At 73.1% G+C, this 20,497-nt stretch carries 14 protein-coding genes; 8 read left to right on the top strand and 6 right to left on the bottom strand.

The annotated features are described in order from the left end of the window. Positions 1 to 4: 4 nt before the first annotated feature. Together ACZ6TU_RS02490 and ACZ6TU_RS02485 are read right to left on the bottom strand one after the other, a co-directional pair. Positions 5 to 1,657, bottom strand: coding sequence for a M23 family metallopeptidase (locus ACZ6TU_RS02490; RefSeq protein WP_467671905.1), 1,653 nt, complete (start codon positions 1,655 to 1,657; stop codon positions 5 to 7). Between the two features lie 105 nt (positions 1,658 to 1,762). Further along, complete coding sequence (locus ACZ6TU_RS02485; RefSeq protein WP_469546104.1) at positions 1,763 to 2,629, bottom strand: esterase/lipase family protein; 867 nt, start codon at positions 2,627 to 2,629, stop codon at positions 1,763 to 1,765. A 494-nt stretch (positions 2,630 to 3,123) separates the two neighbouring features. Here ACZ6TU_RS02485 and ACZ6TU_RS02480 point away from each other — a divergent pair, with 494 nt between their 5' ends. Next, positions 3,124 to 3,540 (top strand): cobalamin B12-binding domain-containing protein, encoded by a 417-nt coding sequence (locus ACZ6TU_RS02480; RefSeq protein ID WP_059424972.1) that lies wholly within the window; start codon positions 3,124 to 3,126, stop codon positions 3,538 to 3,540. A gap of 128 nt (positions 3,541 to 3,668) precedes the next feature. Here ACZ6TU_RS02480 and ACZ6TU_RS02475 read toward each other — a convergent pair whose 3' ends face one another. Both ACZ6TU_RS02475 and ACZ6TU_RS02470 read right to left on the bottom strand, forming a co-directional pair. Continuing rightward, positions 3,669 to 5,384 carry a DUF5691 domain-containing protein gene (locus tag ACZ6TU_RS02475; RefSeq protein WP_469546101.1) on the bottom strand — a complete coding sequence of 572 codons (1,716 nt, stop codon included), beginning with the start codon at positions 5,382 to 5,384 and terminating at the stop codon, positions 3,669 to 3,671. 163 nt (positions 5,385 to 5,547) lie between these two features. Further along, positions 5,548 to 6,903: an SWIM zinc finger family protein gene (locus ACZ6TU_RS02470; RefSeq protein WP_469546098.1), complete on the bottom strand. Its 1,356-nt coding sequence runs from the start codon at positions 6,901 to 6,903 to the stop codon at positions 5,548 to 5,550. 145 nt (positions 6,904 to 7,048) lie between these two features. Between ACZ6TU_RS02470 and ACZ6TU_RS02465 the strand changes: the two genes are divergently transcribed. The 6 genes from ACZ6TU_RS02465 to sucD all read left to right on the top strand — a co-directional run bounded on the left by ACZ6TU_RS02465 (position 7,049) and on the right by sucD (position 16,112). After that, positions 7,049 to 8,224: an ATP-binding protein gene (locus tag ACZ6TU_RS02465; RefSeq protein ID WP_469546094.1), complete on the top strand. Its 1,176-nt coding sequence runs from the start codon at positions 7,049 to 7,051 to the stop codon at positions 8,222 to 8,224. A gap of 40 nt (positions 8,225 to 8,264) precedes the next feature. Continuing rightward, positions 8,265 to 10,679: a DUF5682 family protein gene (locus tag ACZ6TU_RS02460; protein WP_469546091.1), complete on the top strand. Its 2,415-nt coding sequence runs from the start codon at positions 8,265 to 8,267 to the stop codon at positions 10,677 to 10,679. Positions 10,680 to 10,818: 139 nt separating this feature from the next. Continuing rightward, a complete protein-coding gene (locus ACZ6TU_RS02455) occupies positions 10,819 to 11,982 on the top strand; it encodes a VWA domain-containing protein (protein WP_469546088.1) in 1,164 nt (387 codons plus the stop codon). Positions 11,983 to 12,312: 330 nt separating this feature from the next. Beyond that, positions 12,313 to 13,455, top strand: a complete 1,143-nt coding sequence (locus ACZ6TU_RS02450) for a hypothetical protein (protein WP_469546086.1) — start codon at positions 12,313 to 12,315, stop codon at positions 13,453 to 13,455. 572 nt (positions 13,456 to 14,027) lie between these two features. Further along, complete coding sequence (gene sucC / locus ACZ6TU_RS02445) at positions 14,028 to 15,206, top strand: ADP-forming succinate--CoA ligase subunit beta (protein ID WP_467671891.1); 1,179 nt, start codon at positions 14,028 to 14,030, stop codon at positions 15,204 to 15,206. A gap of 21 nt (positions 15,207 to 15,227) precedes the next feature. Continuing rightward, positions 15,228 to 16,112: a succinate--CoA ligase subunit alpha gene (gene sucD / locus ACZ6TU_RS02440; protein WP_053674592.1), complete on the top strand. Its 885-nt coding sequence runs from the start codon at positions 15,228 to 15,230 to the stop codon at positions 16,110 to 16,112. A gap of 143 nt (positions 16,113 to 16,255) precedes the next feature. On the opposite strand, the gene ACZ6TU_RS02435 is transcribed toward sucD, so the two are convergent. Continuing rightward, the gene (locus tag ACZ6TU_RS02435) at positions 16,256 to 17,599 is read right to left on the bottom strand and encodes a sigma factor-like helix-turn-helix DNA-binding protein (RefSeq protein ID WP_469546082.1); all 1,344 of its coding nucleotides are present in this window, start codon (positions 17,597 to 17,599) and stop codon (positions 16,256 to 16,258) included. A 96-nt stretch (positions 17,600 to 17,695) separates the two neighbouring features. Here ACZ6TU_RS02435 and ACZ6TU_RS02430 point away from each other — a divergent pair, with 96 nt between their 5' ends. Then, the gene (locus ACZ6TU_RS02430; RefSeq protein WP_469546080.1) at positions 17,696 to 19,495 is read left to right on the top strand and encodes a cell division protein PerM; all 1,800 of its coding nucleotides are present in this window, start codon (positions 17,696 to 17,698) and stop codon (positions 19,493 to 19,495) included. Between the two features lie 16 nt (positions 19,496 to 19,511). On the opposite strand, the gene ACZ6TU_RS02425 is transcribed toward ACZ6TU_RS02430, so the two are convergent. Then, positions 19,512 to 20,288 carry a hypothetical protein gene (locus ACZ6TU_RS02425; protein WP_467671885.1) on the bottom strand — a complete coding sequence of 259 codons (777 nt, stop codon included), beginning with the start codon at positions 20,286 to 20,288 and terminating at the stop codon, positions 19,512 to 19,514. Positions 20,289 to 20,497 lie beyond the last annotated feature (209 nt).

Here is a 20,497-nt window from a genome sequence, read left to right as displayed (position 1 = left end):
GACGTTACGTCGGGTCGATGCCGTGGCTGCGCAGCCACGGGAGCGGGTCGATCGCCGAGCCGCCGGCCGGGCGCACCTCGAAGTGCAGGTGCGGGCCCGTCGAGTTGCCGGAGTTTCCGGAGCGCGCGATCGGATCGCCGGCCTTCACGGTCGTACCGGAGGGGACCGTGTAGGTGGAGAGGTGGCAGTACCACGTCTCCGTGCCGTCCTTCGCGGTCAGGATCAGCATGTTGCCGTACGCGCTGTTCCACTGGGTGCGGACGGTGCCGTCGGTCGCGGCCATCACGGTCGTGCCGTACGAGACGGGGAAGTCGATGCCGCTGTGCAGGGACATCCAGTTGATGCCGGACTGGCCGTAGGTGGCGCTGAGCCCGTGCCGCGCGACCGGCAGGGCGAACTTGGGGCGGAGCCTCTCCTTGCGGGCCGCCTCCTCCGCCGCCCGCTTGCGCTCGGCCGCCTGCTGGGCCTTGAGGTCGATGCGCTCCTGCGTACGGCTGGCCCGGTCGGCGAAGTCGTCGGCGCCGGCGGCGAGGCTCTGGAGCTGCGTGTCCAGCTTGTTGTTGGCGGCGGCCGGTTTCACCGGCTGCGCGTCCGCCGCGGTCGTCTGCGCCTCCACGGCGCCGTCGTCGGTGAGGCTGCCGACGGAGGCGGCGGCGATCCCCGCGACGCCCATCACACACGCCGAGGGCACCGCGATGGTCAGCAGCGCCGAGCGCTTGGGGGGCGTACGGCGGCGGGAACGGGATCCGGCGCGCGAGGCCGCCCGTGAGGCGGCGCGCGTGCCGACCTCTTCCTGGTCGTCCAGGAGCGGGGTGACGGTGGGCAGTTCGCCGGTGGGGGCCGGCTCGCCGCCGTCCGAGGCGGGGTCGTGGTAGGCGGCCCCGGCGGCTTCGTCGTAGGCGACCTGCTCGAACGTCGCGGTCTCGTGCTGCTCGAAGGTTTCGCCGTGCTGCTCGTACGCCTCGGGGGCCGGTGTGGCGGCGCCGTCGGTGTTCCACTGCGTGGCGTCGTAGGCACCGGTGTCGAAGGCCTGCGTGCCCCATTCCCACTGCTGGGTCTGGTCGGCCGGATTGCCGGACTGGTCGGGCTGGAGCCAGGCGCCGGCGTCCCACTGCCCGGTGGCGTCCGGGGAGGTGGCCTGCGGCGGGATGACCGAGAGCGGCTGTTGCCCGGTCGTCCAGGTCGTCGTGTCGTAGACGCCGGTGTCGTAGGAGGCGTGGTGCTGGGCCGCGTACGCGTCGTAATGCGGGTTCTCGTGTGTGCCGGTGGGCCAGTGGCCGGTGTCGTACCTGCCCGTGTCGTGGCCGCTGCCCGGCATGTCGCCGAAGAGGGGATCGGTGGCGAAGGTCGCGGTGGTGTGGCCGGTGGCGGCGAAACCGGCGCCGTCGGTGCCCGTAGTGTCAAATCCAGTGGCGGCGTGGTCGCCGTACGTGGTGAAGTCGCCGTACTGGGCTTCCTGGGTGCCGTACGACGCGTAGTGCGCCGAGTCGGCGTCGGAAGCCGGAGCCGGGGTCATGGTCCCCGACGGGTGACGGTCGTCCACCAACTTCTCTTTCGCCTCGACAACAGGGGCTGCCAGAGCAGTGCGGCGACTGTACCCGGCGGTACGCGGGCACGACAATCTTCGGCAGGTTTCGCACGCGCAGGAAACGGGCATTCGGCCGTGTTTTGGCGGACTGCGGGCACGGGCTTGGCCCTGTGTTCGAAGTTTGTTCGAGATTGATCGGTGCTTCGACGTTGTGTGCCGGCTGTATGACGAGTCTCAGGCCACCGTCAGACCGCCGGTGCGGCCGGCGGACGGTTCACCCGGGCGAGCCGTGTCGAGAACCTGCCGTATTCCGTTGGCGACGGCGGGGTGTACGGGCAGGGCGAGATGACCGATGCCGGTCACCCGCACGTTCTCAACCGTGAGATCGGGATGGTCGATGCAGGCCGTCTCCAGCGGATCCATCACGTGGTCCAGGTCGCTCCAGAAGCTGACGAAGTGCGTACGGCAGCCCGGGGCCGGCCGAGTGAGCTCCTCGAGCACCGGTGAGCCGGGGCGCATCTGGCGCACGATGGGGTGCGCGTTGGCCAGGGGCACTACTCGGGTGCCCGAGTGCGGCGTGCCGAGGGTCACGAGGGTCCGCACGCGCGTGTCGCCACCGAGCCGCTGCACGTAGTAACGCGCTATCAGGCCGCCGAGGCTGTGCCCGACGACGTCGACCTGCGGGGCGCCGGTGCGCTCGCAGACCTCCTCTATGTGCCGACCGAGCAGCTCGGCCGCGGCGCGTATGTCGCAGGTCAGTGGCGAGTAGTTGAGGGACTCGATCTGCTGCCTGCCGTGCTGGGCGAGGCTGCGGCGCAGCAGGACGAAGACCGAGCGGTTGTCGATGAAGCCGTGCAGCAGGACGACCGGGGGCTTGGCCTCCGTGGGCAGTTGGGCGGCGCCGTCCGAGGAGGGGAGTGCCGGGGCAGGGGAGCGTCGCTCCTGGGTGATGCCGGACGGATAGAGGAGGAGATGCCCGGCGAGGATCGCGATCTCCAGGGCCGTGGCCTTCAGGAGTGCCAGGGAGAGTCCCGCCAGCCGGCTCGGCAGCAGACGCTGGCAGAACGGAAGAAAGGGCAGAGCAGCCCTGGTGACCTTCATGGCCGACCTCCTGTCGGCACGCGGGAGGACAGCCGCCCCCCGTGCGCCCTCGTGGAAAGCAGCGGCGAAGACGGCCGATGACTGCGTGAGCGGCGTGAGCCGCGGGGACGGAGCGCGGCTTGTGGCGCGTGTGACGCCGGTGGTGCGACGAGGTCCCGTGAGGTGACGAGGCTCCCCGCTGTTGCGCCGTGTCTGCCCTGCGTGCTGTGCGTGCCCTGCGTGTCCCGCGTGCCTTCGCCGAAGTGCCGTACCGCCGCTGTGCGTGGTGGGTGGGGCGGCGGTACGGCGACTTCGTCGCGGCTCCCCTTGCGCTTGTCCCATCGTGTGATTTCCCCCTCGGTCCGCACCGCGAAACTGCCGGTTGCGGGATCCTGGAGATAACGTTCGTTCACTTGCCCGGACGGTTCGGGGCGGGGTGTCCGTGCTGTACGGCGTGCGCGTTGTGTGCGGTACTTGTCGGTACGGATGGATGTAGTCGCTTCATGGAGGCAGTGATGGGTGTGGCAGCCGGTCCGATCCGCGTGGTGGTGGCCAAGCCGGGACTCGATGGCCACGATCGCGGGGCCAAGGTGATCGCGCGGGCCCTGCGCGACGCCGGTATGGAGGTCATCTACACCGGGCTCCACCAGACTCCCGAGCAGATCGTCGACACGGCCCTCCAGGAGGACGCCGACGCGATCGGGCTGTCCATTCTCTCCGGCGCGCACAACACGCTCTTCGCGGCGGTGATCGACCTGCTCAAAGAACGGGACGCGGAGGACATCCTGGTCTTCGGCGGTGGAATCATCCCCGAGGCGGACATTCCTCTGCTGAAGGAGAAGGGCGTCGCGGAGATCTTCACGCCCGGCGCGACGACGGCGTCGATCGTGGACTGGGTCCGGGCGAACGTACGCCAGCCGGCCGGGGCGTAGGCCACTCTCGGTGGCGCGGGGCTCTGTGCCGGTGGTCCGGGGTGCTGTCGGTGGGCGGTTGCCCTCTGCGGTGACGGCAACACGCTCGGCCGCTGCGGCTCGTGTCGGCTGCGTGACGCGATCCGGGGTCAGGGGGTGTTCAGCTCCTCGGTCATCGCCGCGCGCAGACGCAACGTCGTGACCAGGCGCTGGAAGGCCTCCGCCCAGTAGCCCCCGGCGCCGGGTGACGCGTTCTCCGGCTCGTCCGGTACGGCCAGCAGGGCGTCGAGCCGACCGGCCTCGGACGGATCGAGGCAGCGCTCGGCCAGGCCCATGACTCCGCTGAAACTCCATGGATAACTCCCCGCGTCCCGCGCGATGTTGAGCGCGTCCACCACTGCCCGGCCGAGCGGCGGCGCCCACGGCACCGCGCACACCCCGAGCAACTGAAAGGCCTCGGACAGGCCGTGCGTCGCGATGAAGCCGGCCACCCACTCGGCCCGCTCGGCGGCGTCCAGGGTGCAGAGCAGCTTGGCGCGTTCGGCCAGGGACACCGCGCCCGGGCCGCCCGCCTCCGGTGCCGAGGGCTCCCCGAGCAGCGCGCGCGACCACTCGGCGTCCCGCTGGCGCACGGCGGCCCGGCACCACGCCGCGTGCAGTTCGCCCAGCCAGTCGTCCGCGACCGGCAGCGCCACGATCTCCCGGGGTGTCCGTCCGCCCAGCCGCCGCGACCAGGTCCCGAGCGGGGCCGCCTCCACCAACTGGCCGAACCACCACGACCGTTCACCCCGCCCGGCGGGCGCCTTCGCCACGATGCCGTCGCGCTCCATGCCCGGATCGCACTCGTGCGGCGCTTCGACGGCGATCGTCGGCGTGGCCACAGCGGCTCCCGAAGCCGCGGTGACCCCTGCTGCCTGGGTCGTCTGGGGCGTCTGGGCGGGCCGGGTGGTGGCATGGGTGGCCTGGGCGGCGTGGGTGTGGTCGATGGCCACGCACGCCTCGGCCCTGACCGCCATCCGTGCTGCGAGCGCCGAACCGGGCAGCGCCGACAGCAGTTCCGCCGCCGTCGCCCGGACGTTGCGGCTGCGGTCGGCCAGGGCCTGTTCCAGGAACGGCTCGTCGTCCGGGCCCAGGCCCGTGCGCAGGGAGTCGAGGAACATCAGCCGGTCCTCGGCCCGTTCCGTCGCCCAGGTCGTCGTGAGCAGTTCGCGCGCGGCGGCCGGTTCGCGGGAGCGCAGGGCGGACAGGAGGGCGACCCGTTCGGCGAACAGGCCCTCCTGCCACAGCTGCCGGACGCTGTCGTCGTCATCGAGATGCGGCAGGGCTGCTCCGCCACCCGGTGTCGAGCGCAGGGCGAACCGCCAGTCCGGGTTGAGCCGCGCCAGCCACAGGGCCCGAGGCCCCGCGAACTCCAGCGCCGCCGGACGCAGGTCGGTACGCCCGCGGGCCGCGTCCAGCAGTGCGGGAAGCATCTGCGGAGGCGGTGCGAAACCACGGGCGTTGGCCGCCGCGAGCCACTGGGGCAGCAGCTCCGTCAGGTCGGGCGCGGTGCCCCGGCGGCCGCCGCCGGACGCGCCGGGGCGGTCGGCCAGCAGCAGCGCGAGTCTGCGGGCGGCCGCCCGCGGCAGAGGCGGACGCGGGTCCTCCGGGGCCGGTTGCGGACGCTCCGCCGCCCGCGCCGGACGCAGACCGGCCCGTCGCCGTACGGTCTCCACGGCCGCCGCGTCCAGCAGGGCCACCGGTGCCTCCGGGCCCGGCCCGGAGGCCGGCGGGGTGCGCCGGTCCGTGCCCAGCAGTGCCGTGGTGACGAGCCCCTCCCAGGCACCCGTCGCGGACGCGTCCACAGGAGCGGAGGTCCTGTTCATGAGCTTCCTTTCCGTGGGGCGCCCGGGGGTGGTTGAAGGCTCACCCTTACCGGTTGTCCCGGGATGCCTGAAAGATTCGTGGATTCGAGAGAAGGGTGGAACGGGTCGGAAAGGCCGGGCCGCCGACATCGGCGTGGGCGTTGGCGTCGGAGCCGGCGTCGGCTCAGCACAGGGCTATCGCGTCGCCAGGGCCCTCGGGCCAGGCCGTCAGCGGAGTGAAGCCCTGGTGGCCACATTCACCGAAGACCCTGACCGGGGCGCCGCCCGACAGCGCCACGAGCCGCCACAGGCCCGGCCGGGAACGCGCGGCGGGAGTGAGCGGCAACGCCGCGTCCTCGTCCGCGTCCGCCAACTGCCAGGAGTCGCCGTCCGGGGTCGGGACGACCCGGTCCAGCGTCACGGGGACCGACTCCAGCCAGGGATCGTCGCGCAGGGCGTCGCCGTAACGGGCGGCAGCCTGGGACGTCGTCACCCCCTGCGGGCGTATCGCCGTCGGCGCGGGCGGTGCGAACCGTTCGCCCAGGGCCACCCGCAGCCGCCCGGCGCCCGGGTAGGCGGACACCTCGGCCTCCAGGGACAACCCCACCGGCAGCGCCAGCTCCGGGGCGCGGCCGGCGGCGCCGTAGGAGAGGAGCAGCACGGTGCGGTCCGAGCCGGAGCCGTACAACCAGACCCGGCGGGTCGTCAGGCGCGTGTCGGACGTGTCGTACTGGGCCAGCACCAGCCAGCGGTCCCGCACCGGCGGGCCGTCCGCGGAAGCCGGCAGACCGATGCGGGAGCGGACCGTGGCGGCGAGGGCATCGGGCAGCCGCTCGCGGCGCAGCCAGCCCTGCCCGAGGAGATGCAGCAGCGCGCACTCCTCCAGCAGACGCACCGGCCAGCCCGGCCCGGTGGACGGGATCGCCCCCAACTCCCGGACCCGGCCGGCCAGGCCCTGCGCCTGGGCGTCGACCATGCGGGCCGCCGTCTCCTCCCACAGGCCGTAACCCGACTGCTCCGCCGTCGCCAGACCGCCGCGCAACAGATCCGCCAGGCGCTGCTCCAGCTCCACCGCGCCCGCCGAGACCCGCTCTGCCCGCCGCTCCGCCCGGCGCCGCGCCGCCTCCGGATCAGCGGACCCGGACGGCGAACCGGCGCTGTCCCCGGCCTTCTTCTCCTCCGCGCGCTTACGCCGGCCCGCCATCCACTGCCCGGCCCACTCCGGCGCCTCTCCCGTCGGCACCGCTCCCTCGCCGCCCGCCCAGAGCAGCAGCAGCCCGAGCGCGTGCTTGCACGGGAACTTGCGGCTCGGACAACTGCACTTGTACGCGGGCCCGGAGGCGTCCGCGATGTCGATGACCGTCTGATACGGCTTGCTTCCGCTGCCCTTGCACAGCCCCCACACCGTCCCCTCGTCGGAACTCCCCGCCTCGGACCACGGCCCCGCCGCGCCGAGTTTGCTCCCCGCTTTGCGTGATGCCGCGTCAGGCGCCAGTGCCAGCACCTGGTCCGCGGTCCAGCGCACCCCCTGCTGAGTCATGCCATCGAAGGTAGATCCCGCCACTGACAATCGGGTCCGAGAGCGGCTCCGGCCAGGCATTTGTGCAGGTCAGAACGCATTGTCAGTGGTGTGGTGCAACGTGGATGCCAGATCCGAACCGGCCGAGCTGGAGGGGGACTCAGCCATGCCTGTGTCCGTAGAACCGACGTCCGTCGACCCGAGCCAGAACGGGTCCGCGCCCGCGAACGCGAGTGCGGGCACCCCCGCGGACGTACATGAGGCAGAAGCGCTGCGGCCGCACGCCGAGGACGCCTTCGCCGGCGAACTCGCCGCGCTGGCCGCGCAGGACGACCGTCCGCGTCCGGCCCGCTGGAAGCTGTCGCCGTGGGCCGTCGCGACGTACCTGCTCGGCGGGACGCTGCCGGACGGCACGGTGATCACACCGAAGTACGTCGGCCCGCGCCGCATCGTCGAGGTCGCCGTCACCACGCTCGCCACCGACCGCGCCCTGCTCCTGCTCGGCGTGCCCGGCACGGCGAAGACCTGGGTCTCCGAGCATCTGGCCGCGGCCGTCAGCGGCGACTCCACGCTGCTGGTGCAGGGCACCGCCGGCACACCGGAGGAGGCCATCCGGTACGGCTGGAACTACGCGCAGTTGCTCGCCCACGGCCCGAGCCGCGAAGCCCTCGTGCCCAGCCCCGTCATGCGGGCCATGGCCGAAGGCATGACCGCCCGCGTCGAGGAGCTGACGCGTATCCCGGCCGACGTGCAGGACACGCTCATCACGATCCTGTCGGAGAAGACGCTGCCGATACCGGAGCTGGGCCAGGAGGTGCAGGCCGTCCGCGGCTTCAACCTGATCGCCACGGCCAACGACCGCGACCGCGGGGTCAACGACCTGTCCAGCGCCCTGCGCCGCCGGTTCAACACGGTGGTGCTGCCGTTGCCGGAGAGCCCCGAGGCCGAGGTCGACATCGTCTCGCGCCGCGTCGACCAGATCGGCCGCTCCCTCGACCTGCCGGCCGCGCCCGACGGCCTCGACGAGATCCGCCGGGTCGTCACGGTCTTCCGTGAGCTGCGCGACGGGGTCACGACCGACGGCCGGACGAAGCTGAAGTCGCCGAGCGGCACGCTGTCCACGGCCGAGGCGATCTCCGTCGTCACCAACGGACTCGCCCTGGCAGCCCACTTCGGCGACGGCGTGCTGCGGCCGGGCGACGTGGCCGCGGGCATCCTCGGCGCGGTGGTCCGCGACCCGGCGGCCGACCGCGTCATCTGGCAGGAGTACCTGGAGACGGTGGTCCGCGAGCGCGACGGCTGGAAGGACTTCTATCGCGCCTGCAGGGAGGTGAGCGTGTGAGCGAAGCGGGGCGGGGGTCGGTTGCGGGGCCGGGTATGCCATGGGAGGGGATCACGTGACGGGCGTGGAAGAGGCCGTGGGACGGGCGGCCGGGGCGGGGCCGTTGTTGCTCGGGGTGCGGCATCACGGGCCGGGGTCGGCGCGGGCGGTGCGGACGGCGCTGCAGGAGGCCCGGCCGCGGGTCGTGCTGATCGAGGGGCCGCCCGAGGCCGATGCCCTGCTCCCGCTCGCCGCCGACGAGGAGATGCGGCCGCCGGTCGCCCTGCTCGCCCATGCCGTGGACGAGCCCGGCCGCTCGGCGTTCTGGCCGCTGGCCGAGTTCTCCCCGGAGTGGGTCGCCATCCGCTGGGCCCTGGAACACGACGTCCCGGCCCGCTTCATCGACCTGCCGGCCACGCACACGCTGGCCTGGGGGAGGCAGGAGGACGAGGCCGGAGTGGAGGGGGAATCTCCTCTGGACGCCGAGACGGCGGACAGTGAGGGCGACTCCGCTCCCGGCCCCGCCGACGTGCGGATCGATCCGCTGGGGGTGCTCGCCGAGACCGCCGGTTACGACGACCCGGAGCGGTGGTGGGAGGACGTCGTGGAGCACCGGGGCGTGGGGAAGGGGGACGCGCTCGCGCCGTTCACCGTGCTCGAGGAGGCGATGGGGGCGCTGCGGGAGACCTACGGCAGCGGAGGACACGACCGGGACCTGGTGCGCGAGGCGTACATGCGGCTCCAGGTGCGGGCCGCGCAGCGGGAGTTCGAGGACGGCGTGGCCGTCGTGTGCGGGGCGTGGCATGTGCCCGCCCTGCGGCGGAAGACCACCGTCGCCGCCGACAAGGCGCTGCTGAAGGGGCTGCCCAAGGTCAAGACGGACATGACGTGGGTGCCGTGGACCCACCGCCGGCTGTCCCGGATCAGCGGGTACGGGGCCGGCATCGACTCGCCGGGTTGGTACGGGCACCTGTTCAGCGCCCCGGACCGGCCGGTCGAGCGGTGGGTGACCAAGGTGGCGGGACTGCTGCGCGCCGAGGACCGGCTCGTCTCCTCCGCGCACGTCATCGAGGCCGTGCGGCTGGCCGAGACGCTCGCCGTGATGCGCGGCCGGCCGCTGCCCGGCCTGAGCGAGACGACCGACGCGGTGCGGGCGGTGATGTGCGAGGGCTCGGACGTGCCGCTGGCGCTGGTGCGGGACCGGCTGGTCGTGGGGGACGTGCTGGGGGAGGTGCCGCCGACGGCGCCGGCGGTTCCGTTGCAGCGGGACCTCGACCGGCTCCAACGCCGGCTGCGGCTGAAGCCGGAGGCGCTGGAACGGGAGCTGGAGCTCGACCTGCGCAAGGAGACCGACGCCGCCCGCAGCAGACTGCTGCACCGGCTGCGGTTGCTCGGCGTCGCGTGGGGCGAACCGGCCGCCTCGCGGGGCAGCACGGGCACGTTCCGGGAGACGTGGCGGCTGCGCTGGGAGCCCGAGCTGTCCGTACGGGTCGCCGAGGCGGGGGTGTGGGGGACGACCGTCCTGTCCGCCGCGACCGCCAAGGCCGAGGCGGACGCCGTCGCCGCGCAGGTTCTCGCCGACGTCACCGCCCTCGCCGAGCGCTGCCTGCTGGCCGAACTGCCCGAGGCGCTGCCGGCGGTGATGCGGATCCTCGCCGACCGGGCGGCCGTCGACACGGATGTCGGCCAGCTCGCTCAGGCGCTGCCGGCCCTGGTCCGCTCCCTGCGGTACGGCGATGTGCGTGGCACGGACACCGGAGCCCTGGGAGAGGTCGCGGCGGGCCTGGCCGAGCGGGTCTTCGTCGGCCTGCCCCCGGCCTGCGCCGCGCTCGACGCGGACGGCGCCGAGGAGATGCGGCGTCATGTCGACGCCGTGCAGCGGGCCGTGGGGCTCCTGGGGGACGTCCCCGGGGCGGGACAAGGTCACTTGAGAGCCCGTTGGCAGTCGGTGCTGCGTGTGCTGTGCGGGCGGGACACCGTGCCCGGGGTGATCAGGGGGCGGGCCGTGCGGCTCCTGCTCGACGACGGGGAGTTGGCGCAGGACGAGGCGGCGCGCCTCATGGGGCTCGTCCTGTCCCCGGGCACGCCACCGGCGGACGCGGCCGCGTGGATCGAGGGCTTCGTGGGAGGCGGCTCCGGGGGCGGGATGCTCCTGGTGCACGACGAGCGGCTGCTCGGTCTGATCGACGCCTGGCTGACCGGGGTGCCTGCGGAGGCGTTCACGGACGTGCTGCCTCTGCTGCGGCGGACGTTCTCGGCGTACGAGCCCGGCGTGCGGCGGACCCTCGGCGAACTGGTCCGGCGCGGGCCGGGGGCCGGGAGCGGTGCGACCGGGGCCGGCTCCGGCATACCCGGCTTCGCGGCGGAGCTCGACACGGTGCGCGCCGACGCCGTGCTGCCGGTCGTCCGGCTGCTGCTCGGGCTGGACGAAGAGGAAGAGCACATCGGCAACAACCTGGTGGGGGTGACGGGATGACGACCGACGGACTGAGGCAGCCGGCTCCGAGCGCGGAGCCGGGAGGCACCGTCGAGACCGGGCCGACGGCGGAAGGCCGGCCGACGACGGCCGTGCCGGTGATCCCGCTGTGGGAAAGGCCTCGCAAGGGAGGACGCGGATGACGGCCGAGGTGACGGACCCGGCACAGGAGCGGTTGCGGCGGTGGCGGCTGGTGCTCGGAGGGGACGCGGCGGACGGTACCGGGTGCGAACTGTCCGGGCGGGACGCCGCGATGGACGGAGCGCTCACCGCGCTCTACGGCAAGGGGGAGAAGCCGCAGGGGGGCCGGGATCGTTCGGCGGGGCTCGGGGCGTCGGCGCCGTCCGTCGCGCGCTGGCTCGGAGACATCCGGACGTACTTCCCGTCCTCCGTCGTGCAGGTCATGCAGCGCGACGCCATCGACCGGCTCGGTCTCGCCACGCTCCTGCTGGAGCCGGAAATGCTGGAGGCCGTGGAGGCCGACGTGCACCTCGTCGGCACGCTGCTGTCCCTCAACAAGGCCATGCCCGAGACGACGAAGGAGACGGCACGGGCCGTCGTACGCAAGGTCGTCGAGGACCTGGAGAAGCGGCTCGCCACGCGCACCCGGGCCACCCTCACCGGAGCCCTCGACCGCAGTGCCCGGATCAACCGGCCCCGCCATCACGACATCGACTGGAACCGCACGATCGCGGCCAACCTCAAGCACTACCTGCCCGAGTACCGAACGATCGTGCCGGAGCGGCTGATCGGGTACGGGCGGGCGTCCCAGTCCACGAAGAAGGAGGTCATCCTCTGTATCGATCAGTCGGGATCCATGGCGGCATCGGTCGTGTACGCATCGGTGTTCGGAGCGGTGCTCGCCTCGATGCGGACGATCTCCACGCGACTCGTCGTCTTCGACACGGCGGTCGTCAACCTCACGGACCAGCTCGACGACCCCGTCGACGTCCTGTTCGGGACGCAGTTGGGCGGCGGCACGGACATCAACCGGGCACTCGCCTACTGCCAGTCGCAGATCACCCGGCCCGCGGAGACGGTGGTCGTGCTGATCAGCGACCTCTATGAGGGAGGCATACGGGACGAGATGCTCAAGCGGGTCGCGGCGATGAAGGCCTCCGGGGTGCAGTTCGTGACGCTGCTGGCGCTCTCGGACGAGGGAGCACCGGCATACGACCGGGAGCACGCGGCCGCGCTCGCCGCGCTGGGGGCGCCGGCGTTCGCCTGCACGCCCGATCTGTTCCCGGAGGTGATGGCGGCGGCGATCGAGAAGCGTCCGCTGCCGATACCGGATGCGGCGTGACGTGCCGAGGGCTGCAGTGCCGAGGGCGCGGTGCCGAGGGCCGTGGTGGTGAGGGGCGGTCAGATGGCGACTTGTCGATGCATCGTCGTCCGACTTCGGCCAGCAAAAACTGATATGACGACCCATCAGCGAGCAAGGACTTGCGCACCCTCCGCACTGCCGTGCGAGGATCGGCGCCTGCTCGGCGAGGTGTCGTGCTGCGCCGGGCAGTACCGCGTTGTGCCGACTCGTTGCTCGTAACGCGTGATGCGTTCCGCACTTGTTCCGTAGCACGGGAGGAAGCTCCCCCTCTTGATCTGGTCAGCAGCTCTGCCCGGTGCCGCTGTGCGCATGCTGCGCACAGCGGCCGCGTGGCGTGCGCTCCAAGTGGCGCTGCTGGTGGGCGGGGTGCTCGTCATAGCGCTGCTGTGCGGGGAGCGGGCGTACGCGGCGGACGGCGTACGGGTGCTGACGGACGGTACGGCCGGGCGGGTTGCCGGTGGGCAGAGGCCCTTGGTGCGACCTGACGCGCATGTCCCGGCGGGCCTGGTCCGGCTGGACGCGCACGTCCCGGCGTCCCGGCAGCGGTCGGCCGCGCACGCCCCGGCCGGGCGGATCGACTCGCCGGGTCCTCGCTCCGTGTCCGGGGCCGACAGCGCTCACATCGCGGGGACCGTGGAGACCGTAGGAGCCGTGGGGGAGCGGGTCGTGCGGGTGGCCGGCGATACGGGCGAGGGGCTGGGAGAGGCGCACGCGAAGGAGCGGTCCTCGCCGTTGCCGTCGCCGACGCCGTTGCCCAATCTGCCGGTGCCGTCCGAGCTGCCCGCACAGTCCGACCCACCGACGGCGCCCGCACTCCCGAAGCCTCCGACGCTGCCCGACCTGCCCGACTTGCCCGACCTGCCCGCACTGCCAGTGCTGCCGGGCCTGCCGGACCTCTCGGGGCCGTCGGACCTCCCGCCCCCACCCCCGGCTGGTGAAGCCACCCTCCCGGGAGGGCCCGGACTTCCCGCCCACCCCGGCTACCCCGCCCTCCCGAGCCGCCCCCTCCCCACCCCGGACACGGCCGACCCACAACCGGGCGGGACGGCGCCGCCCTCGGCCGACGCCCCTGCCGCCGTCGGACGGACCGGTGGAGCGGAGTTCGTCGCCACCGGGTCGGACACCGTGGTGCGCGGCGCCGGGCACCACACCGCCGGCTGGGCAGAGCACGCGGGCCACCCCGGACGCGCAGAGCACGCTGGCCCGTCCGCCCACGCCGGCCCGTCCGCCCACGTCGGACACGGCCCGGGCGGGCACGTGCCCGCAGACCGGCCTGACGGCACGCTCGGCAACCGGTCCGCGGCCGACAGCGGCACGCCGCGCCACGGAGACCCGCACGCCGTCACGCTGAGCAACCCGGCCCAGCCGAGACTCCTGCCCGGTGTCGCGGCCCGCTCCTGCGCGGCCGGCACCCGGGACAGTCACCGGGACGTCCCCGTCTTCCCCGGCTAGCAGGGCGGACCGCCGCTCTTCGGTGCCGCTCCACGGACACAGCCCTCGGGATCGCCCAGGGCGGGAGCGCCAGGGCCGTGCGACCCGCCCCCTGACTCACCGACGAGCCCACCCCGCACCCTCACCGCACCCCACCGACTTCACGAGGCATCGCCTCCGGACGGTCGAAAACCGTCGGTCGTCCGAGGCCGAGACCTTGTGGATGGGGTCGGTTGGTCCCCATTGGGGTGGGGACCAACCACCCCGCGCCCCGGAGAGCAGGGTCCTGAACAGGGCCTTCGTGCTCCTTCGGGGGTGCAAGACGGGCCTCACCGGGTCAACCCCAGCCCGGTGAGGCCCCTCACTCCAGGCACGCGGTGCCAGAGAGCGCGGCATCATGTGACAGGTATCACCGCTCAGGTGTGACCCGCGATTTAGAGGCCCCCCGCAAGCAGCGATAACCTGCGAGACGGACATGCCGCGCGCTCGGACACCGTGTGCGCCTCCCCTGTGACACATGCGGACGTCACGTTGCCCTTCGCGGCACGCCCACGCATTGAACGAACCGCGATCACTGATAGGGACGGAAGCGCGTGGACCTGTTCGAGTACCAGGCGAGGGACCTCTTCGCCAAGCACGATGTACCGGTGCTGGCCGGTGAAGTCATCGACACGCCTGAGGCGGCCCGCGCAGCCACCGAGCGCCTCGGTGGCAAGTCCGTCGTCAAGGCCCAGGTGAAGGTCGGCGGCCGTGGCAAGGCCGGTGGCGTGAAGCTCGCCGCGACCCCGGACGAGGCCGTCGCCCGCGCGACGGACATCCTCGGCATGGACATCAAGGGCCACACGGTCCACAAGGTGATGATCGCCGAGACGGCCCCGGAGATCCTGGAGGAGTACTACGTCTCCTTCCTCCTGGACCGTGCCAACCGCACCTTCCTCTCCATCGCCTCCGTCGAGGGCGGCATGGAGATCGAGGAGGTGGCGGCCACCCGCCCCGACGCCGTCGCCAAGACGCCGATCGACGCCAACGAGGGTGTCACCGAGGAGAAGGCCCGCGAGATCGTCGCGGCCGCCAAGTTCCCGGCCGAGGTCGCCGACAAGGTCGTGAACGTCCTCGTCAAGCTGTGGGACACCTTCATCAAGGAGGACGCCCTCCTGGTCGAGGTCAACCCGCTGGCGAAGGTCGCCTCCGGTGACGTCATCGCCCTGGACGGCAAGGTCTCCCTGGACGAGAACGCCGAGTTCCGTCAGCCGGAGCACGAGGCCCTCCAGGACAAGGCCGCGGCCAACCCGCTCGAGGCCGCCGCCAAGGAGAAGAACCTCAACTACGTCAAGCTCGACGGCGAGGTCGGCATCATCGGCAACGGCGCGGGTCTCGTCATGAGCACCCTGGACGTCGTCGCGTACGCCGGTGAGGCGCACGGTGGCGTCAAGCCCGCCAACTTCCTCGACATCGGTGGTGGCGCCTCCGCCGCCGTCATGGCGAACGGCCTGGAGATCATCCTCGGCGACCCGGACGTCAAGTCCGTCTTCGTCAACGTCTTCGGTGGCATCACCGCCTGTGACGAGGTCGCCAACGGCATCGTGCAGGCGCTCCAGCTGCTCAAGGACAAGGGCGAGGACGTCACCAAGCCCCTCGTCGTCCGTCTCGACGGCAACAACGCCGAGCTGGGTCGCAAGATCCTCTCCGACGCCAACCACCCGCTGGTGCAGCGCGTGGACACCATGGACGGCGCGGCCGACAAGGCCGCCGAGCTCGCGGCTGCGAAGTAAGGGACGAGGGACTAAACAGCCATGGCTATCTTCCTCAACAAGGACAGCAAGGTCATCGTCCAGGGCATGACCGGTGCCACGGGCATGAAGCACACCAAGCTCATGCTGGCCGACGGCACGAACATCGTCGGTGGCGTGAACCCCCGTAAGGCGGGCACGTCCGTCGACATCGACGGGAACGACATCCCGGTCTTCGGCACGGTCGCCGAGGCGATCGAGAAGACGGGCGCGAACGTATCCGTCCTCTTCGTCCCGCCGGCCTTCGCCAAGGCCGCCGTCGTCGAGGCCATCGACGCCGAGATCCCGCTCGCGGTCGTCATCACCGAGGGCATCGCGGTCCACGACTCGGCCGCGTTCTACGCGTACGCCGTGTCCAAGGGCAACAAGACCCGCATCATCGGCCCGAACTGCCCCGGTCTCATCACCCCGGGCCAGTCGAACGCCGGCATCATCCCGGGCGACATCACCAAGCCGGGCCGCATCGGTCTGGTGTCGAAGTCCGGCACGCTGACGTACCAGATGATGTACGAGCTGCGGGACATCGGCTTCTCCTCCGCCGTCGGCATCGGTGGCGACCCGGTCATCGGGACGACCCACATCGACGCCCTCGCCGCGTTCGAGGCCGACCCCGACACCGACCTGATCGTCATGATCGGTGAGATCGGCGGCGACGCCGAGGAGCGTGCCGCGGCCTTCATCAAGGAGAACGTGAAGAAGCCGGTCGTCGGCTACGTCGCGGGCTTCACCGCGCCCGAGGGCAAGACCATGGGCCACGCCGGCGCCATCGTCTCCGGCTCCTCCGGCACGGCCGCCGCGAAGAAGGAGGCCCTCGAGGCCGCCGGCGTCAAGGTCGGCAAGACGCCGACCGAGACGGCGAAGCTGGCGCGCGCCATCCTGGGCAACTGATCAGGGTTCAGCGCTCTACGGCTCAGTCGTACAGCTCATAGGTGGGCCCGCTCCCTGCACGGGGGCGGGCCCACCGCCTTTCGTGGAAGCACAAGCGGAAGCACAAGTAGAAGCAGAGGCAGAAGCAGAGGCACGAGCAGGCGTCAGCGTGGTTGCGGCATCAGCCGGACCGGTCCTCGCTGCTCCTCCTTGCGCAGCTTCGCCCGCAGCTCCTGCTCCGACTCCGACAGCGGTCCGGGCGCCACGCGTGGCGGCACACCCTGGACGGTCTCGCCCTGCGGTACCGGTGGCTCGTAGTGCGTGGGGGCCGTGCGGGCGGTGAGGGCCGTGGTTCCGATCAGGGCGATCGTGAAGGCGATGGCGGCCCAGGTCCAGAAACGGGCCCGGCGTTCCCCGGCCCGGCGTACCGCCAGTGGTTTGGCGGCCCGCAGCCGCTCGATGGAGGCCAGTTCGACCAGCCGCCAGTGCAGCACCTCCGGGTCCGCCAGCTGCGGCAGCCGCTCGGCGACCGCCTCCCGCGCGTGCGTCAGCCGGTTCGCGGCCGCGCGGCTGCTCGCCTCCGTCTCCGCCGCCGTCTCCGGCAGGCCGAGCCCGACACCGTCGTACAGCAGCAGCGTGCGGCGGTACGAGGGCGGGAGCTTCAGCAGGGTGTCCAGCAGCGCGCGGTCGAACGCGTCGGAGGGCGGCGGCTCGGGGTGCCGGTAGCGGGGGCGGAACCGGTGCCACGGGGAGAGGGCACAGTCGTAGGCCACGGCCCGCACCCAGCTCGCCGGGTCGCGGTCGCGGGCCACTTCGGGCCAGCGCTGCCAGGCGATGTGAAACGCCCGCTCGACCGACTCCCGCGCCAGCTCGCGGCGGCCGGTCAGCAGGTAGGTCTGCCGGACGAGCGCGGGCGCGCAGAACGAGTACAGCGCGTCGAAGGCCTGATCGGGGGTCAGGGCGGCGGCCGCTTCATCCGGCCGCCGCGGGCCCGCCGCGCGGGCGGGTGCCGGGCGCCGGTCCGTGACGGTGGTGTGGCCGCGGCCGGCGGCGGTGCTGTGGCGGTGGTCGGCGACGGCGGTGTGTCCGCGGTCGGTGCCGGTGGCGTGGATCCGGTCGGCAACGCGGCTGCGTTCGGCGGCCGAGGCGCGGCTGCGGTGGCCGACGGTGGTGCGGTCCTGGTCCGTGCCGGAGGTGCGGCCCCGGTTCCTGCCGGAGGAACGGGCGCGGTCCCGCGCCGAGGGGCGGCTGCGATCGTTCGCGGTGGCGGTCTTGCGCTCCGCATGAGGCGGCGTCACTTCCGCCTGCGTGCCCAGGGAGTTCAGCAGCTTCGCGTACTGCTCCCCTTTCCGGCCGCGCGGCGTCGAGCGGCCGGTCTCCCACCCGCGCACGGTCTCGCTGGTGACGCCCATCCGGGAGGCCAGTTGAGCTCGCGACAGCGAGGCGGCCTCGCGCAGGCGTCGGCGTTCCTTGGGCAGAGGGAGCGGGATGGCAGGGCTCTGTGTCACAGGAAGCCCCTCCATACGGGAATGTACATAAACGTATATTGAGCGACACAGCGGTGGTTCACCGGTTACGACGGGAAAGCGCGTGTCGTTGGGAGCATGGCGGGCGTGATCGAGATGACCGCTCGCCGACGTCCGTCGGGGCCCCTGCTCACCCGGATGCGCGACCTTTCGTCCGGACTGGCCGGCGCCCTCAGGGGTGGCGCGGTCGCGGCGGGCCTCGGACTCGCGTCGTTCGCCCTGCTGGTGATGATGCTGTGGATCACCTCGCCGTATCCCGACAGCGGGCCCGGCGGCGCGCTGCGCGTGGCGGCGGCGCTGTGGCTGCTGGCCCACGGAGCCGAACTGGTCCGCACCGACACGCTCGCCGGTGTTCCGGCCCCCGTGGGCGTCCCGCCGCTGCTGCTGCTCGCGCTGCCGGTGTGGCTGCTGCACCGGGCGGCGCGGGACGCCGTGGACGGCGGGGCGGTGGACGGGGACGCCGGTTTCGACGACGGTGTCGCGGAGGTGGTGGACATCGCGGTGGTCGCGGGGCCGCCGCTGGTCTCGGCCCGTACCGCGTGGACGGGCGTCGTCCTCGGCTACCTCGCCGTCGCCGCGCCCGCCGCCCTGTACGCCGCGGGCGGTGCGCTGCGGCCGTCGTGGGTGTGGACGGGGGTGTGCGTGCCGCTGGCCGCCGTCGTGGCGGCGGGGGCGGGGGTGTGGTCGGCGTACGGCCGTCCGGGAGGGCCGCTGCGGCGGCTGCTGGGCGTGCTGCCGGCGGGCGTGCGGCCACTGATCATCGGGCCGGACGGGCGCCCGGGTGTCGCCGCCCGGGCCGCGGCGGCCGGGGCGGCGGTGCTCCTCGGGGGCGGCGCGCTGCTGGTGGCGGTGTCGCTGGTGGGGCACGGCGCGGCGGCCCAGACGGCGTTGCTGCGGCTGACGGAGGGGTGGTCGGGGCGGTTCGCGGTGCTGCTGCTGTGTGCGGCCCTGGTGCCGAACGCGGCGGTGTGGGGCGCCGCCTACGCCCTCGGGCCCGGCTTCGCCCTCGGCGCCGGCCATGTCGTCAGCCCGCTGGCCTCCGCGCCGGCTCCGTTCCTGCCGCCGTTTCCGCTGCTGGCGGCGGTGCCGGAGGCGGGGGAGGGGCGGCTGGTGCACTGGGTGGCGGCCGGGGCCGTGCCGGTGGTCGCCGGGGTGGTCGTCGGCTGGGTCGTGGCGCTGGGGGCGGCCTCCGGAGAGTGCGGCGGGACGCGGCCGGGCGGCGGGCGTGGTGCCGTCTGGCCGCCGGGGCGCACCGCCCGTGCCGCCGCCCTCGCGGCAGTGCTGTGCGCGGCCGTACTCGCGGGGCTCGCCGCGCTGGCGGGCGGGCCGCTCGGGGGCACCGTCCTGGCCCGGTTCGGGCCGGTGTGGTGGCAGGTGGGTGCGGCGACGCTGGCGTGGCTGGTGCTGGTGGCCGTCCCGACGGCGGTGACCGTACGGACCTGGCGATGCCGGGTGCCCCGGGCGGACGGGCCGAGCATCGGCAAGCAGCGGGAGAAACCGGCCGAGGGCACCCGAAAGGGCAGGCGACTGCGGAAGGGCTCACGCCCCGGCCGGGGTTGGCTCACGCGCATCGGAATCGCCGGGATCGCCGGAGTCGCCGGGGATGCGGGGAGCGCCGGGCTCACCGGAAGCGCTCCAGCCGCCGGAGCCGCCGGGGGCAACGCCTCCCCGCCCGGCGGCGACGCGAAGCCGAGGACCTCGGCCCCCACACCGGACGCCCCTTACGCCCCCTTCGACCACGACACCCTGTACGGCCCCCAGGACCAGCAGGACGACTCCACGTTCGAACCGTACGACTTCCTGCCGGCCGCCCCAGCCCCCGAGCCCTACGACGCCCTGCCCCCGCCCGACTCCACCCCCGAGCCAGGCGCCCCGTGAGGCAGCAGGCCGCCTGTCAGTCGTCGGCGCCCAGCAACCCCCGCAGCTCCTTCGGCAGAAGCTCCGTGCAGGACTGTTTGGCCTCGTTCGTGAGGGCGTCGTTCGTGCAGGTGTAGTAGTCGCGGTAGACCAGCTGGGCCGTGAAGGACGCGGCGACCAGGGCGATGGCCAGGGACGCCGTGACCAGGCCGCTCACCGCGGCCGTCGTCTGGGGGCGGCCCGGCTGCTCGGAGACCGGGCTGTCCGGGTCGGCCCTGCGGGGCTTGGCACGCAGGGCGCTGATGCCCCAGTAGAGGGAGAGCGCGCCGAGCAGCAGTGCCACGTAGGGCCAGCTGAAGAGGGCGAAGAAGAAGGCCCACATGCCCGAGAGCAGGGCGTAGCGCGCATGGCGCTGGGTGGGGTCCGTCGGGTCCCAGCGCGGGTTCTGGCCGCCCTGGGGGCCGCCCGGTCCCTCGGGGCCGCCGCGGGGGCGTTCGCCGAAGCCGCCCGAGGAGCGTCCGGGCTGCCGGTCGCTCCACTGCCTGCCCCACGGCGCCCGGTCGCCCTCGCCGCCGTCCTGGGAGTCGTCGCCCGAGGGGCGCCGCGGCTGCCAGGGCCGGTCGGGGGTGCCCTCGGGCGGCGGGGCGAACGGGTTGTCCTCCTGGGACCCGCGCCCCCGCTCGTCGCCGCGGTCGCCGTCCGAAGGCGCGTCGGGTGGTGAGCTGGGGCGCTCCCGCAGCAGCACGCTGCCGCGCTCCCCTCCCTGCGCCGAGAGCTGGGGGAACGTGAGGAGTCGCATGCTGCGGTCCGGCATCAAGTGAGCGTCTTCCCGTTGATGAGTAGGAATGAATCGAAGAGCAGGGGTGAGTGGACAGGCCGCACGGTGTCGGACCCGGGGCCGCCACCTCCTTGAACGCATCACGTCCGGACGGCGTTCCCGAACCGGCTCCGCCCAGACGCTACCTTCCGGCCATGCCCCCGTCCCGTGGGGGCTGCCCGGTGTGCCGGTATCGTTGCTGACGG

The organism is Streptomyces sp. NPDC052064 (assembly GCF_055585925.1).
Note: the sequence above shows the minus strand (reverse complement) of the source record. Positions and strands in the feature narration are given on the sequence as shown.